Annotated in this window: 16 protein-coding genes; 12 read left to right on the top strand and 4 right to left on the bottom strand. The window is 70.1% G+C overall.

The window, feature by feature from the left end:
- Window positions 1-110: 110 nt before the first annotated feature.
- From sdhC to ACP4J3_RS00460, 5 genes are all read left to right on the top strand, one after another.
- Complete coding sequence (gene sdhC, locus ACP4J3_RS00480; protein ID WP_328879756.1) at window positions 111-491, top strand: succinate dehydrogenase, cytochrome b556 subunit; 381 nt, start codon at window positions 111-113, stop codon at window positions 489-491.
- 5 nt (window positions 492-496) lie between these two features.
- Window positions 497-979, top strand: coding sequence for a succinate dehydrogenase hydrophobic membrane anchor subunit (locus tag ACP4J3_RS00475; RefSeq protein ID WP_426529086.1), 483 nt, complete (start codon window positions 497-499; stop codon window positions 977-979).
- Window positions 980-1,002: 23 nt separating this feature from the next.
- On the top strand, window positions 1,003-2,757 hold the full coding sequence (gene sdhA, locus ACP4J3_RS00470) for a succinate dehydrogenase flavoprotein subunit (protein ID WP_426529084.1): 1,755 nt from the start codon (window positions 1,003-1,005) through the stop codon (window positions 2,755-2,757).
- Entirely contained in the window at window positions 2,757-3,527 is a 771-nt protein-coding gene (locus ACP4J3_RS00465; protein ID WP_426529082.1) for a succinate dehydrogenase iron-sulfur subunit, read from the top strand. Before sdhA ends, ACP4J3_RS00465 begins: the two co-directional genes overlap by 1 nt.
- Before the next feature lie 172 nt (window positions 3,528-3,699).
- The gene (locus tag ACP4J3_RS00460) at window positions 3,700-4,476 is read left to right on the top strand and encodes a hypothetical protein (RefSeq protein WP_426529080.1); all 777 of its coding nucleotides are present in this window, start codon (window positions 3,700-3,702) and stop codon (window positions 4,474-4,476) included.
- Here ACP4J3_RS00460 and ACP4J3_RS00455 read toward each other — a convergent pair.
- A complete protein-coding gene (locus ACP4J3_RS00455) occupies window positions 4,471-4,698 on the bottom strand; it encodes a hypothetical protein (protein WP_426529078.1) in 228 nt (75 codons plus the stop codon). The two genes, ACP4J3_RS00460 and ACP4J3_RS00455, sit on opposite strands and share 6 nt — an antisense overlap.
- Window positions 4,699-4,851: 153 nt before the next feature.
- Window positions 4,852-5,355, bottom strand: coding sequence for a hypothetical protein (locus ACP4J3_RS00450; protein WP_426529076.1), 504 nt, complete (start codon window positions 5,353-5,355; stop codon window positions 4,852-4,854).
- Window positions 5,356-5,423: 68 nt separating this feature from the next.
- On the opposite strand from ACP4J3_RS00450, the gene ACP4J3_RS00445 reads away from it, so the two are divergent.
- The 5 genes from ACP4J3_RS00445 to ACP4J3_RS00425 all read left to right on the top strand — a co-directional run bounded on the left by ACP4J3_RS00445 (window position 5,424) and on the right by ACP4J3_RS00425 (window position 8,931).
- A complete protein-coding gene (locus tag ACP4J3_RS00445; RefSeq protein WP_426529074.1) occupies window positions 5,424-5,834 on the top strand; it encodes a VOC family protein in 411 nt (136 codons plus the stop codon).
- Window positions 5,835-5,952: 118 nt separating this feature from the next.
- Window positions 5,953-6,360 carry a hypothetical protein gene (locus ACP4J3_RS00440; protein WP_426529072.1) on the top strand — a complete coding sequence of 136 codons (408 nt, stop codon included), beginning with the start codon at window positions 5,953-5,955 and terminating at the stop codon, window positions 6,358-6,360.
- Between the two features lie 12 nt (window positions 6,361-6,372).
- Window positions 6,373-6,864, top strand: a complete 492-nt coding sequence (locus ACP4J3_RS00435) for a thiol-disulfide oxidoreductase DCC family protein (protein WP_426529070.1) — start codon at window positions 6,373-6,375, stop codon at window positions 6,862-6,864.
- A 215-nt stretch (window positions 6,865-7,079) separates the two neighbouring features.
- Window positions 7,080-8,105, top strand: coding sequence for a trypsin-like serine peptidase (locus ACP4J3_RS00430; protein ID WP_426529068.1), 1,026 nt, complete (start codon window positions 7,080-7,082; stop codon window positions 8,103-8,105).
- Window positions 8,106-8,142: 37 nt separating this feature from the next.
- On the top strand, window positions 8,143-8,931 hold the full coding sequence (locus tag ACP4J3_RS00425; RefSeq protein ID WP_426529066.1) for a TetR/AcrR family transcriptional regulator: 789 nt from the start codon (window positions 8,143-8,145) through the stop codon (window positions 8,929-8,931).
- Between the two features lie 18 nt (window positions 8,932-8,949).
- On the opposite strand, the gene ACP4J3_RS00420 is transcribed toward ACP4J3_RS00425, so the two are convergent.
- A complete protein-coding gene (locus tag ACP4J3_RS00420) occupies window positions 8,950-11,364 on the bottom strand; it encodes an MMPL family transporter (protein ID WP_426529758.1) in 2,415 nt (804 codons plus the stop codon).
- Between the two features lie 165 nt (window positions 11,365-11,529).
- On the opposite strand from ACP4J3_RS00420, the gene ACP4J3_RS00415 reads away from it, so the two are divergent.
- Entirely contained in the window at window positions 11,530-12,219 is a 690-nt protein-coding gene (locus ACP4J3_RS00415) for a response regulator transcription factor (protein WP_426529064.1), read from the top strand.
- Window positions 12,216-13,700: an ATP-binding protein gene (locus tag ACP4J3_RS00410; RefSeq protein ID WP_426529062.1), complete on the top strand. Its 1,485-nt coding sequence runs from the start codon at window positions 12,216-12,218 to the stop codon at window positions 13,698-13,700. The genes ACP4J3_RS00415 and ACP4J3_RS00410 overlap by 4 nt, the downstream gene beginning before the upstream one ends.
- Before the next feature lie 104 nt (window positions 13,701-13,804).
- Here ACP4J3_RS00410 and ACP4J3_RS00405 read toward each other — a convergent pair whose 3' ends face one another.
- Complete coding sequence (locus tag ACP4J3_RS00405; protein ID WP_426529060.1) at window positions 13,805-14,203, bottom strand: ATP-binding protein; 399 nt, start codon at window positions 14,201-14,203, stop codon at window positions 13,805-13,807.
- Window positions 14,204-14,296 lie beyond the last annotated feature (93 nt).

The following is a 14,296-nucleotide window of genomic DNA, read 5'->3' as shown; positions in this document are numbered from 1 at the left end:
GCGCAGCGCCACGTGGATACGATGCTGAGGGCCGGTGGACCGTACCCGGCCGGGCCCGACCGACAGCACAAGCCGGCGCGGCCCCAATCCCCGCTCCCGGAGGAACTTCCGTGCCGGCTGGAACGCTGTACCGCGGCCGGGAAGGAATGTGGTCCTGGGTGGCTCACCGAGTCACCGGCGTCCTCATTTTCTTCTTCCTGTTCGTTCACGTGCTGGACACCGCTCTCGTGCGTGTCTCCCCCGAGGACTACGACAAGGTCGTAGCCACGTACAAGACGCCGATCGTCGCGCTGCTGGAGTACGGCCTCGTCGCCGCCATCCTCTTCCACGCGCTCAACGGCCTGCGCGTCATCGCCGTCGACTTCTGGTCGAAGGGCGCGCGCTACCAGAAGCAGATGCTCTGGTCCGTCGTCGGCCTGTGGGTCGTGCTGATGCTGGGGGCGATCTACCCCGTCCTCGGCCACGCCGCTCGTGAACTGTTCGGGAGCTGACGCGTATGTCCACCACTGAGAAGACCGCCACCGGTATCGGCCCGGTCGAGGGCGAGTCCCTCTACAACGTCGACAACCCGGCCCCGTACATCGAGGCGCCGCGCAAGCGCACCAAGAAGACCCCCCGGTCCGCCCGGGGCAACTTCGAGATGGCCGCCTGGCTGTTCATGCGCCTGTCCGGCGTCGTCCTCGTCGTCCTGGTCATCGGCCACCTGCTGATCCAGCTCGTCCTTGACGGCGGCGTCTCCAAGATCGGCTTCGCCTTCGTGGCCGGCCGCTGGGCGTCCCCGTTCTGGCAGGTCTGGGACCTGCTGATGCTGTGGCTCGCGATGCTGCACGGCGCCAACGGCCTGCGCACGGTCATCAACGACTACGCGGAGCGCGCGAACACCCGGCTGTGGCTCAAGGGCCTGCTCTACACCGCCACGGTGTTCACCATCCTGCTGGGCACGCTGGTGATCTTCACCTTCGACCCGAACATCCGCTAGGCACGGGGCTGAGGTAACCGACCATGAAGATCCACAAGTACGACACCGTCATCGTCGGCGCCGGCGGCGCGGGCATGCGCGCGGCCATCGAGTCGACGAAGCGCAGCCGCACCGCCGTGCTGACCAAGCTCTACCCCACCCGCTCCCACACGGGCGCCGCGCAGGGCGGTATGGCCGCCGCGCTGGCCAACGTGGAGGAGGACAACTGGGAGTGGCACACCTTCGACACGGTCAAGGGCGGTGACTACCTGGTCGACCAGGACGCCGCCGAGATCCTGGCGAAGGAGGCCATCGACTCGGTCCTCGACCTGGAGAAGATGGGCCTGCCGTTCAACCGCACCCCGAACGGCACCATCGACCAGCGCCGCTTCGGCGGTCACAGCCGTAACCACGGCGAGGCCCCGGTCCGCCGGTCCTGCTACGCCGCGGACCGCACCGGCCACATGATCCTCCAGACGCTGTACCAGAACTGCGTGAAGGAGGGCGTGGAGTTCTTCAACGAGTTCTACGTCCTCGACCAGCTCATCACCGAGGTCGACGGCGTCAAGAAGTCGGCGGGCGTCGTGGCGTACGAACTCGCCACCGGCGAGATCCACGTCTTCCAGGCGAAGGCCGTGATCTACGCGTCCGGCGGCTGCGGCAAGTTCTTCAAGGTGACGTCGAACGCGCACACGCTGACCGGTGACGGCCAGGCGGCCGTGTACCGCCGGGGTCTGCCGCTGGAGGACATGGAGTTCTTCCAGTTCCACCCGACCGGCATCTGGCGCATGGGCATCCTGCTGACGGAGGGCGCCCGCGGTGAGGGCGGCATCCTGCGCAACAAGGACGGCGAGCGCTTCATGGAGAAGTACGCGCCGGTGATGAAGGATCTCGCGTCCCGGGACGTCGTCTCGCGCTCCATCTACACGGAGATCCGCGAGGGCCGCGGCTGCGGCCCCGAGGGCGACCACGTCTACCTGGACCTCACCCACCTCCCGCCGGAGCAGCTCGACGCCAAGCTCCCGGACATCACCGAGTTCGCGCGGACGTACCTGGGCATCGAGCCGTACACGGACCCGATCCCGATCCAGCCCACCGCCCACTACGCGATGGGCGGCATCCCGACGAACGTCGAGGGCGAGGTCCTGGCGGACAACACCACGGTCGTCCCGGGCCTGTACGCGGCCGGCGAGGTCGCCTGTGTGTCGGTGCACGGCGCCAACCGCCTCGGCACGAACAGCCTCCTCGACATCAACGTCTTCGGGCGTCGCGCGGGCATCGCGGCGGCGGAGTACAGCCAGGGGGCGGACTTCGTCGAACTGCCCGAGGACCCGGCGAAGCTCGTGGTCGACCAGGTGGAGGCGCTGCGCACGTCCACCGGCACCGAGCGCGTGGCGACCCTGCGCAAGGAGCTCCAGGAGACCATGGACGCCAACGTCATGGTGTTCCGCACGGAGCAGACGATCAAGACGGCGGTCGAGAAGATCGCGGAGCTGCGCGAGCGCTACAAGAACGTGGCGATCCAGGACAAGGGCAAGCGGTTCAACACCGACCTGCTGGAGGCCATCGAGCTGGGCAACCTGCTCGACCTGGCCGAGGTCATGGCCGTGTCCGCGCTGGCCCGCAAGGAGTCCCGCGGCGGTCACTACCGCGAGGACTACCCGAACCGCGACGACGTCAACTTCATGCGCCACACCATGGCGTACCGCGAGGTGGGCGACGACGGCACCGAGACCGTGCGCCTGGACTACAAGCCGGTCGTCCAGACCCGCTACCAGCCGATGGAGCGTAAGTACTGATGGCAACCCCCGTTATGGACAAGGTGGAGACTCCTGATTCGGGGTCTGCCGCGTCCCCGTACATCACGGTCACCTTCCGGGTGCGCCGCTTCAACCCGGAGGTCTCGGCCGAGGCGACCTGGGAGGACTTCCAGCTCGAGATCGACCCCAAGGAGCGCGTCCTCGACGGCCTCCACAAGATCAAGTGGGATCTGGACGGCACCCTGACCTTCCGTCGCTCCTGCGCCCACGGCATCTGCGGCTCCGACGCGATGCGGATCAACGGCAAGAACCGCCTCGCGTGCAAGACGCTGATCAAGGACATCAACCCCGAGAAGCCGATCACGGTCGAGCCGATAAAGGGCCTGACGGTCCTGAAGGACCTCGTGGTCGACATGGAGCCGTTCTTCCAGGCGTACCGGGACGTCATGCCCTTCCTCATCACGAAGGACACGAACGAGCCGACGCGCGAGCGCTTCCAGACCGCCGAGGACCGCGAGCGCTTCGACGACACCACGAAGTGCATCCTGTGTGCCGCCTGCACCTCCTCGTGCCCGGTGTTCTGGAACGACGGCCAGTACTTCGGCCCGGCCGCCATCGTCAACGCGCACCGCTTCATCTTCGACTCGCGTGACGAGGCCGGCGAGCAGCGCCTGGAGATCCTCAACGACAAGGACGGCGTGTGGCGCTGCCGCACGACCTTCAACTGCACGGACGCCTGCCCGCGCGGTATCGAGGTCACCAAGGCGATCGCCGAGGTCAAGAAGGCCCTGATCACGCGCCGTTACTGAGGTCGCCTCCAACGCGGCGGTTCGGTACGGCTTTCCGTACGGCTGTGAGGGCCCCGTTTCCCGGTCCGGTACCGGGGCGGGGCCCTCGTCCGTCTCAACGGCCTTGGCCTGAAGGACAGTTGAGACGGCTGGGCTGGTTGAGGTGGTTGAGACTTCAAGACAGACTGCCTTCATGGCACTCCTGAGAAAGGCGGCCGCCGCCCTGTGCGCCACGGCTGCCGCGCTGCTCGCGATACCCCCCACTGCCTCCGCCACTGCCCCCGTCTCCCGTCCGACGCTCGCCCACGAGAACTTCGACCGCCTGCCGCTCGGCCCGGTCACGGCGGGCCGGGGCTGGACGGCGGACTCGGCGAACGGCACCCTGACCGTCGCCCCCAGCTCCTTGGGCCACGGCCGTGAACTGCGCGTCCACACCGAGGGCAACGGCCGGGCCTTCCTCGTCTTCCCCGGCCTGACCGCCCCCGGCAACAGCTACTGGGCCCGCCTGCGGCTGCGCGTGGACGCCTTCCCCACCGCCCCCGACTGGGCGCACTGGACCATCGCCGAGGCGTCCGGGGCGGATTCCCCGACGCTGGTGCGGCCGCTGGGCGGCCAGTACGCCCCCACCGACAACGGCAACTTCTGGGGCGTCGGCTCCGACCTCGGCCCCACCGGCGACTGGACGTCCTGGAAGACCTCCGCCCCCGCCACGGCCGGCGCCTGGCAGTGCGTGGAGTTCCACCTGGACGCCACCGACAACCGCGTCACGGTCTACTTCGACGGCGTCGAGCAGCCCGACCTGACCGTCTCCACGAACCAGCACGGCGGCACATCGGGCCCCTTCACCTTCCCGACCTTCGACAAGCTGAAACTGGGCTGGCAGCTCTACCAGGCCGACCCGACGCCGTCGTCGTACGACATCCGGATGGACGACATCGCGCTGAGCACACGAAGGGCGCCCTGCTCATAGCTGGCTCAGGATCGTCGGATCCGTGATCTTCCCGTCGTCGGCCGGCATCATCGCCTCGCTGAGGATCACCGCCGGCATCCGGTCGCCCTCGTAGGGCAGGTAGCCCGCCTGCGGGGCGGCCGCGCCGGACTTGGGGACGATGCACAGGTACTCGTCGTTCGGCGTCCTGAGGATGTTGCCCGAGCCGAGGTGGATCTTGTACGTGTGGCGTTCGCCCTTCACGTGCAGGAAGCGGCCCTCGACCGTGCAGCGGTCGGCGATCGCCAGCCGCGGTATCAGGCGCTGCAGAAGGGCCCGTCGGGTCTCGGCGCTCGCACCGAGTTCACCGAAGCCGTACGCCGCCCAGGTGGCCCTCCCGGCGCCACTTGCCGTCGGTCATGTCGAAGAGCGTGAGCAGTCCCGGGGCGAGCCGCTCGGCGTCCTCGGCCTGGACCAGGTCGAGGAACTCGTGCACCAACCGGACGAATTCCGGCGTCGAGGCGGCCATCCGCCACCCACCAGCGGTACGAGCTTGAGGAACGTGATCTCGGTGCCGAGCGCGAGCTCGATCTCGTCGTCGAGGTCGGTGACCTGACGGTCCGCCACCAGCACGAGGAATCCGTTGCCCGCGAAGGCCTCGAGCGCCAGCTCGGCCTGCGCCTCGGGGCCTATCCGGCGGGCCCGGCGCATCGCGTACCCGTTCAACACCCGCTCGGCGTCCTGCGGCTGCACGAGTCCCTGGAAGACCTCCGGAGTGCGCGCGTTGTACTCGGCGACCTCCTGGAACACGCGGCGCCGGATCAGCTCACGCACGGTGAGCCGCTCCTCGGCGATCTCCAGCCCCCAGCCGTCGCTGCGGCGCCCACTTGTCGTCTCGTCGACGAACCTCACGATTCCCATGCCGACGACAGTACGAGCCGGCACTGACAATCACCGGTTCCGGCCGATCATCGCCTTACCCTGACGGCATGTCAGATGACGAGTCGTACGAACTGCTCGGGTTCGACAACGTGCTGCTGCCGGTCGGCGACCTCGGCGAGGCCGTCCGGTTCTACGAGCGTGCTGGGTTCGCGGTCGGGTTCCGGCTCGACGAGGCCGGGATCGCGCTGCTGAAGGTCGGGGGCGAGACGCCGGGCCTCCTGCTGCGGCAGGAGGACGAGTTGGGGCACCGGCCGCCGCCGTGGCCCTCGCCCCGGGTGTGGCTGGAGGTGCCGGACGCGCGGGCGGCGGCCCGGGTGCTGGACGACGCGGGCATCGCGCCGCTCGACGACCCCTCCTCCGTCGCCACCGGATGGACGGTCGAGATCGCCGACCCCTGGGGAAACGTCATCGGGTTCACGGACTACTCCAAACGGCCGGAACTCGGGCGCAGACCATGAGGGGAGGCACGGCCGGGGCGTGACGGAAGCCTCACCTCCAGCGAGTTGAACATGTTCAAAGCCGGGGTCTACAGTTTCTCCCGTCAGCGTTTTGAACACGTTCAAGAAGGGGGAGGCCATGGACCGCACGGTCATCGCCTACGTCATCTACCTGGTCGTCAGCATCGCCCTGACCGTCTGGGTGGCCCGCACGCTCAGCCGCAACGGGCGCATCTTCCTCGCCGACGTGCTGCGCGGCAACGAAAAGCTCGCCGACGCCGTCAACCACCTGCTGGTGGTCGGCTTCTACCTGGTCAACCTCGGCTTCGTCGCGCTGTATCTGAGCGACGACGACACCGTCCTCGACACGCGCGGCATCTTCGAGGCCCTGTCGACCAAGCTCGGCGTGGTGCTGCTGGTGCTCGGCGTGATGCACCTGGGCAACGTCTATGTGCTCAACAAGATCCGGCGGCGCGGGGTGATGGAGCGCGAGCAGGTGCCGCCGGTCGCGCCGCAGAACTGGGTCGCCCCGTCGGCCGGGGCCTGAGCGGGGGCCGGCATGGCAGTCGAGACGACAGCGGGCCGAGCGGCCGGGGTCGCGGTCCGCGGGCTCACCGTCCTCTATGACGCCCAGTGCTCCCTGTGCACCTTCCTGCGCGACTGGCTGGTACGGCAGCCGCAGTTGGTGCCGCTGGAGATGGTGCCGGCCGGGTCCGACGAGGCCCGGCGGCGCTACCCCGGCCTCGACCACGGCGCCACCCTCGACGAGATCACCGTCGTCGGGGACGCCGGGCAGGTCTACCGGGGCGGCGCCGCCTGGATCGTCACGCTGTGGGCGCTGCGCGAGCACCGGGGACTCGCGCATCGCCTCAGCACCCCGGCCGGGGCACGGCTGGCGAAGGGGGCGGTGCTCGCCGCCGCCAAGTGGCGCGGCGGGCAGTGGGGCGGGCGGGCCTACCGGCGCGGGGACGGGTGGTCGTACGACCCGGGTCAGGGCTGGAGGTACAACCCGCCGGGGTGCGAGGGCGGCACCTGCGCCCCCGCGCGGTGAGAGCTGCACCCCGCGCGGTGAAGTGAGGCCGACGACAAAAGGGGCCAACTCGGCCTGAACAGGCCGCTTTCGAGCCCCGCTTCTGGCATGCACCCTTCCAAAACCGCGCTCGGGTTGGCACGCTGCCTCAGGTTCTCCACTCCGCACTCGCAACCGACTGTCGCCCGCGGGCGGCCACCCGGCCGCCCAGTCCCCCCATCGCAGAAGGAGTACGCGTGAGAGGCATACCCGGCGTCACCCGCATACCCCGCTCCCTCCGCGGCGCCCTGATCGGCGTCACCGCACTGCTCACCGCAGGCGCCCTCGCCACCCCCGCGGGCGCCGCACCGAGACCCGACACCTCCACCGGCGTCAGCCCGGTCTCGTCCGACGCACAGCAGGAGGCCCGTGAGTTCTGGACATCGGAGCGGATGCGCGAGGCGACCCCGCTCGACCTGGTGAGCGTCAACGGCCAGCACGACAACAGCCCGGCGCCCCGCAAGGGTGTCAGCACCACTGTCGCGCCCAGCGCCCCGGCCAAGGCGCTCGGCAAAGCGGCGTCCGACATCGGCCTGATGGCCTTCCCGAACGGCGGCGGCCAGTGGACCGGCGGCGGCGCCGTCGTCTCCACGGCGGGCCGTGTCTTCTTCACCTACCAGGGCCGCACCGCGTCCTGCTCCGGCAACGCGGTCACCAGCGACAACAAGAGCACCGTGATCACAGCGGGCCACTGTGTGAAGCTGGAGGGCGCCTGGCACACCAACTGGGTCTTCGTGCCCGGCTACCACGACGGACAGGCCCCCTACGGCCGCTGGACCGCGTCGAAGACCCTGTCCACACCGCAGTGGACGGCGAGCGAGGACATTAACTACGACGTCGGCGCCGCCGTCGTCGCCCCGCTGGACGGCAAGCTCCTGACGGACGTCGTCGGCGGACAGGGGCTGGCCTTCAACACCGGCTACAACCTGCGCATGTACGCGTTCGGCTTCCCGGCCGCCGCCCCGTACGACGGCGAGAAGTTCATCTACTGCAGCGGCAACACCAACCGGGACTTCCTGCTGTCGAACGACCACGGCATGAACTGCAACATGACCGGCGGCTCCAGCGGCGGCCCCTGGTTCACACAGTTCGACGAGGCCACGGGCAAGGGCCTGCTGTCCTCGGTGAACAGCTTCAAGTACAACTTCCTGCCGAACCGGATGTACGGCCCGTACTTCGGTGCCGACGCCCAGAACCTGTACCAGACGGCACAGGCCTCCTGACGGTCGGCTGGAACGGCACTCGTTAGGCTCTCGTTCCGTGTCCTCGAAGAACGACCGCCCTGAACAGGGCGACGCGCCCAGCAAGTCCGAGCAGACCCGTGCCCTGATCCTGGAGACGGCTATGCGGCTGTTCCAGGAGCGGGGCTACGACAGGACGACGATGCGGGCGATCGCCCAGGAGGCCGGGGTCTCCGTCGGCAACGCGTACTACTACTTCGCGGGCAAGGAACATCTGATCCAGGGCTTCTACGACCGGATCGCCGCCGAGCACCGGGCGGCGATCCGGGACGTCCTGGCCACCGAGACCGAACTGGAGGCTCGGCTCGCGGGCGTGCTGAAGGTGTGGCTGGACATCGCCACGCCGTACCACGAGTTCGCGGTGCAGTTCTTCAAGAACGCCGCCGACCCCGACAGCCCGCTCAGCCCGTTCTCCGCCGAGTCGGAGCACGCGCGCGTGGAGGCCATCGGCATCCACCGGGAGGTGCTGGCGGGCGCGACGAAGACCAAGGTGCCCGAGGAGCTGCGGGACGTCCTGCCGGAGTTGATGTGGCTCTCCCAGATGGGGCTCGTCCTGTACTGGGTCTACGACCGGACCGAGGGCCGCGAGCGCAGCTACCGGCTCGCCGAGCGCGGCGCCCGGCTGACCGCGCGGGGCGTGGCACTGGCCCGCTTCCGGGTGCTGCGGCCACTGGTGTACGAGGTGCACGACCTGTTCACGGACTTCCTGCCAGGGATGACGAACGCGATTCCGGATCCGGCGAAGGCGGGGGGAAAGAAGGGAAAGAGGGGCGGGAAGAGGGCGCCCGCCGAGGACGAGCGCCCCTGAAGCCGCCTGCCGCGCTGGTCAGTTGACCGCGTCCACCTCCCCCTCGACCAGCTCGACGTCGTACACGAGCGGCCCCTCCGTCACGACCACCTGCCCGGCCCGGGACCGGTACGACTCGGCGCTCGTCGCCAGCAGATACGTCCCGGGCGCCGGCACCGACACGATGTAGGAGCCGTCGGCCAGGGACGTCACCCCGTCCAGCCGGCGCCCGCCCTGCGTCAGCAGCGTCACCGCGGCGCCCTCGACCGGCTCACCGTCGGCGGTGCGGACGAAGCCGTGCACCACCGAGGAGCGGCCCGCCCCGGCCGGCTCCGCCTCCTCGGCCGCCGGCTCCTCCTCCCTGGGCTCGACCGCGAGATGCGGCAGCCGCCTCTCCAGCCAGTCCGGCAGCCACCAGTTGGACCTGCCGAGCATGTGCATCGCGGCCGGCACCAGCGCCGTACGCAGGATGAAGGCGTCCAGGGCGACGGCGGCCGCCAGGCCGATGCCCGCCATGGCGCCCTCCAGGTCGCCGCTCAGCACGAACGCGCTGAACACACAGATCATGATCAGGGCGGCCGAGTTGATGACCCGGCTGGTCTCCGCGAGGCCGACGCGGACCGCGCGCGCGTTGTCCTTGGTATGCACCCACTCCTCGTGCATCCGGCTGACCAGGAACACCTGATAGTCCATGGACAGGCCGAACAGCAGGGACAGCATGATGACCGGCAGGAAGGACGTGATCGGGCCTTCCTTGCCGACACCGATCAGCTCGGTGCCCCAGCCCCACTGGAAGATCGCCACCAGGACGCCGAAGGACGCGGCCGCCGCGATGAGGTTCATCAGGGCGGCGGTCAGCGGGACGACCAGCGAGCGGAAGGCCACCAGCAGGAGCAGGAAGCCGAGCGCGATGATCGTCGCGATGAAGTACGGCAGGCGCTCGCCGGTGACGGAGGCGAAGTCCTTGAAGACCGCGGTCACGCCGCCGACATGAGCCTCGGCCCCGGACTGCGGGATCACGTCGTCGCGCAGCCGGTCGATCAACTGGTCCGTCTGCTCGGACTGGGGCGAGGTGTCCGGTACGACCTGGATGACCGTGACGCCGTTGGCGGGCGGCAGGTCGGCCACCTGGGCGACGCCCTCGGTCGAGCGGATGCCGTCGACCAGCCCGGCCGGGGCGTCGCCTTCGACGACCACCTGGAGCGGGCCGTTGAAGCCCGGGCCGAAGCCCTCGGCGAGCAGGTCGTAGGCCTGGCGGGTGGTGGTCGACTCCTGGTGGTTGCCCTGGTCGGTGGCGCCCAGGCGCAGCGACAGCACGGGGATCGCGAGGGCCGCCATGACGACGACGGCCAGCGCGGCGACCGGGCGCGGGCGCCTTTGCACGTACGACGACCAGCGCGCCGCGAGCCCGCTCGCCTCCGCCGGTTCCGGTCCCGTCACGGCGAGCCGGCGCCGCTGCCGGCGGCTGAGCACCCGCATGCCGAGCAGACCGAGGAGGGCCGGCAGCAGGGTGATCGCGGCGAGCACGCTCAGGACGACGGTGAGCGAGGTCGCGACGACCACGCCGTCCAGGAACCGCATGTTCATCACCAGCATTCCGGCGAGCGCGATGCACACCGTGCCGCCCGCGAACAGCACCGCGCGCCCGGAGGTGTTGAGGGCGGTCACCGCCGCCTCCTCCGGCTTCATGCCGCGCAGGATGCCGCGCCGGTGCCGGGTGACGATGAACAGGGCGTAGTCGATGCCGACGCCGAGGCCTATCAGCGAGCCGAGCAGTGGCGCCACTTCGGGCACGTCCGTGACATGGCTCATCAGCATCGTCGCGATCATGCCGGTGCCGACGCCCGCGACGGCCACGACGATCGGCAGCAGCATCGCGAAGAGCGAGCCGAAGGCGAGGAACAGCACGACGGCCGCGGCGAGGATGCCGACCGCCTCCGCGGTGCCCTGCGGCGGTTCCTGGGTGCGGGCGATGGCCTGGCCGCCCAGTTCCACCTGGAGTCCGTCGGTCCCGGCGGCCTGTGCCGTGTCGACGACGTCCTCGATCAGCTCCTTGGGGATGGCGTTCGCCTGTTCGGTGAAGGTGATCTGGGCATACGCGATCCGCCCGTCCCGGCTGATCTGCGCGGCTCCTTGTGCCGCGTACGGGTCGGTGACCTCGCCGACCCCCTTCATCCGCCCGATCTCCTCGAGCGCGGGCGCGATCCGGGACCGTACGGACTCATCCCGCACCGATCCGTCCTCCGCCTTCCACACCACCGTGTCGGTGTCGCCCGCGCGCTCCGGGAAGGCCTTCTCCATCAGGTCGTACGCGGTGGTCGAGTCGGTGTTCGGGAGGGAGAAGACGTTCGCGTAGTTCGTGCCCGCGGCCGAACTCGCCGCGCCCAGGCCGAACAGCGCCCCCAACCACAGCAACAGGACCACCAGCCGGTGCCGATAGCACCACCGTGCCAATGCCGCCACGCTTCAACGCTCCTTAATCGGTCGGTTGGTCCCCCAGGTCCTGGGCAACAGGATTGGCGTCGGCACCCGCGCGCGGGGATGCGTACGCCATGACTCTCAAGGAACTCCAAAGCGCCGGCCCGCCCCGTTGTCAGTGGGCCCGCCGATACTGGGGGCATGACGACGGGTTCTGGCACCGTGCTGGTCGTGGAGGACGAGGAGAGCATCGCCGACGTCCTCGCCATCGCCCTGCGCTACCACCGGTTCGAGGTGATGACGGCGGGCACCGTCCGCGAGGCGCTCTCCCTGGCCGAGCGCACCCGCCCGGACGCGGCGCTGCTGGATGTGATGCTCCCGGACGGCGACGGCCGCGCCCTGGGACGTGAACTGCGCGAGCGCCGCCCGGACCTGGCGCTGGTCTTCCTCACCGCGCGCGACTCGCCCGCCGAGATCGTCGGCGCCCTCGGCTTCGGCGACGACTACATCACCAAGCCGTTCGACGTGGACGTGGTCATCGCCCGGCTCACGGCCGTCCTGCGCCGCACCCGGCCGGCCGACGTCCTGCCGCAGCGGCCACCGCTCAGATACGGCGACCTGGAGCTGGACGAGACGACGTACTCGGTGCGCCGCGCGGACCGCACCGTCGAGCTGACCCCGACCGAGTACGCGTTGCTGCGCTTCCTGGTGCGCAACGGCGGCCGGATCGTGCCCAAGGACCAGCTCCTGCGCCACGTCTGGCAGTACGAGCACACCCCGCCCGACTCGACCGTCGTGGAGACCTACATCAGCTATCTGCGGCGCAAGCTGGACGCCCTGGGACCGCCGGTGATCACCACCCGGCGGGGCGTCGGATACGGGCTGGCATGAGGCTTCCCCGCATCTCCCGAATCTCCCGCGTCGGCCGCCGGCGCGGCATCCACTCGCTGCGCGGCAAGCTGACGCTGGCCAATGTGGCGCTGCTCGCGCTGGGCATCGCCGTCGCCACCGCGGTCAGTCTGATGACGGCGCGGTTCTACCTGCTCGACAAGGTCGACACCGAACTCAAGAGCGCGCGCGCCACGCTCGGGAACGCCGGGTTCACCCTGCGGCAGATCGAGTCCCTGAGCGAACTGGGCGTCGCCCTGGACAGGTTCAACGACGGCGCGGCCCGCGACACGGATCCGCTGCCGGGCCCGTCCATGGTGTACGTCGCGGTCGGCTCCGGCGGGCAGCCGGTGGCTCTCGGCCCGCTGGAGCCGACCGCCCGCCAGCGCGCCCTGGCCGCCGCCGCGAAGGACCCGGTCGCGCTCGCCGCCGACGAGGAGCCGCGGGACGTTCACGTCGAGGGCGAGCGCTTCCGGATGGTCGGGGCGGAACTGTCGGACGGCACCGTCGTGCTGATCGCCATCCCGACCGAGGGCGTGCACGAGGGCATGGGCAAGGCGCTCAAGATGGACCTGGCCGTCGGGACCCTGCTGCTGGCGCTGCTCGCCTGTCTGACCATGATCAGCGTGCTGCGCTGGATGCGGCCGCTGGAGGACATGGTGGAGACCTCCTCGGCGATAGCCGAGGGCGATCTGACCCGGCGCGTGCCCTCCAGCCGCGAAGCCACCCTGGAGGTCGAGCAGCTCCGGGTCGCCCTCAACTCCATGCTGCACCAGGTGGAGTCGGCGCACCGCACGCGCGAGCGCAGCGCGGCCCAGCTCCGCCGCTTCGTCGGCGACGCCTCGCACGAGCTGCGCACCCCGCTGTCGGCGATACGCGGCTACCTCCAGCTCTACGACAAGGGGATGCTCACAGAACCGGCCGAGCGCAAGCGTGCCTGGGACCGGATGAACGGCGAGGTCGACCGCATGGGCCGCCTCGTCGACGAGCTGCTCACCCTCGCCCGGCTCGATCAGCGGCCCGAACTGCGCCTCCGCAACGTCGATCTGAGCCGCCTGGTGCGCGACGCCGCGGAGGATCTGCGGGTGCAGCAGCCCGAGCGGCCCATCACGGTCGGCGCCGACGGCACCCTGCTCGTGCATGCCGACGAGTCGGGGCTGCGCCAGGTGCTGGGCAACCTGCTGAGCAACGTACGCACCCACACGCCCACCGATGCGCCGGTGCGGCTGGGGGTGGAGCGGGCCGACGGCGTCGTACGGCTGTGTGTCGAGGACAAGGGGCCCGGGCTGAGCGAGGAGGACGCGGCGCGCGTCTTCGACCGGTTCTTCCGGGCCGGCGGGGGTGCGGGCAGCGGGCTGGGCATGGCGATCGTGCAGGGTGTGGTGGAGGCACACGGCGGGGAGGTGGCGGTGCGGACGGCGCCGGGCGAGGGCTTGAGAGTAACGGTGACACTGCCCACCCAAAGGGGCGCGGGGCTGCATTGAACATGCGGCTCCGCCGCGTGGGCGCGACCGGCCACGATCAACCCGCAGCCGCGCTCCCGGCGAGACCCACCACCCCGGAGCTTCACGGCACTCCTAGCGGAGCGTCACGGCGGAGCGAGGAGCGCCCAGACGGTCTTTCCATGGCGCCCCCGGCTCCACACCCCCCACGCCGCCGCCAGGGTCTCCACCAGACGCAGCCCGCGCCCGGCCTCCTCCCACTCCCCCACCACCCGTAATCGCGGCTCCAGTCGGCCCTCGTCCGACACCTCGATCAGACACGAGCCGTCGGCGAGCGCGGTGACGGCCACCTCGAACTCGCGCTCCAGCAGCGGGCCGTGGCGTACGACATTGGTGGCCAGCTCGGAGACGAGCAGCACCGCGTCGTCGAGCGCCGGATCACGTGGTCCGTGCCCCCAGTCGGCCAGGTGCTCCCGGACCCGGCGCCGGGCGAGACCGACGGACGCCGGATGCCGGGGCAGCCGAAAGACCTTGCGTCTCAACACGTTTGCTCCTCACCCCGCACACACCTCGGTCACATGGTGCAGCGCAGCGCGGCCCCCTTGCATCACCAGGTGGATTGTCAAGGCCGCGGGATC

Source organism: Streptomyces sp. UG1, assembly GCF_049974585.1.
Classification (GTDB): Bacteria; Actinomycetota; Actinomycetes; order Streptomycetales; family Streptomycetaceae; genus Streptomyces.
The sequence above is the reverse complement of the archived record's forward strand: the minus strand, read 5'-3'. Positions and strand labels throughout refer to the sequence as shown.

Excerpts from the sequence above, each read along its gene's own strand:
- ACP4J3_RS00475 (WP_426529086.1), top strand. The coding sequence starts at position 497 with ATGTCCACCACTGAGAAGACCGCCACCGGTATCGGCCCGGTCGAGGGC.
- sdhA (WP_426529084.1), top strand. The coding sequence starts at position 1,003 with ATGAAGATCCACAAGTACGACACCGTCATCGTCGGCGCCGGCGGCGCG.
- ACP4J3_RS00465 (WP_426529082.1), top strand. The coding sequence starts at position 2,757 with ATGGCAACCCCCGTTATGGACAAGGTGGAGACTCCTGATTCGGGGTCT.
- ACP4J3_RS00460 (WP_426529080.1), top strand. The coding sequence starts at position 3,700 with ATGGCACTCCTGAGAAAGGCGGCCGCCGCCCTGTGCGCCACGGCTGCC.
- ACP4J3_RS00450 (WP_426529076.1), bottom strand. The coding sequence starts at position 5,355 with ATGGGAATCGTGAGGTTCGTCGACGAGACGACAAGTGGGCGCCGCAGC.
- ACP4J3_RS00445 (WP_426529074.1), top strand. The coding sequence starts at position 5,424 with ATGTCAGATGACGAGTCGTACGAACTGCTCGGGTTCGACAACGTGCTG.
- ACP4J3_RS00440 (WP_426529072.1), top strand. The coding sequence starts at position 5,953 with ATGGACCGCACGGTCATCGCCTACGTCATCTACCTGGTCGTCAGCATC.
- ACP4J3_RS00435 (WP_426529070.1), top strand. The coding sequence starts at position 6,373 with ATGGCAGTCGAGACGACAGCGGGCCGAGCGGCCGGGGTCGCGGTCCGC.
- ACP4J3_RS00415 (WP_426529064.1), top strand. The coding sequence starts at position 11,530 with ATGACGACGGGTTCTGGCACCGTGCTGGTCGTGGAGGACGAGGAGAGC.
- ACP4J3_RS00410 (WP_426529062.1), top strand. The coding sequence starts at position 12,216 with ATGAGGCTTCCCCGCATCTCCCGAATCTCCCGCGTCGGCCGCCGGCGC.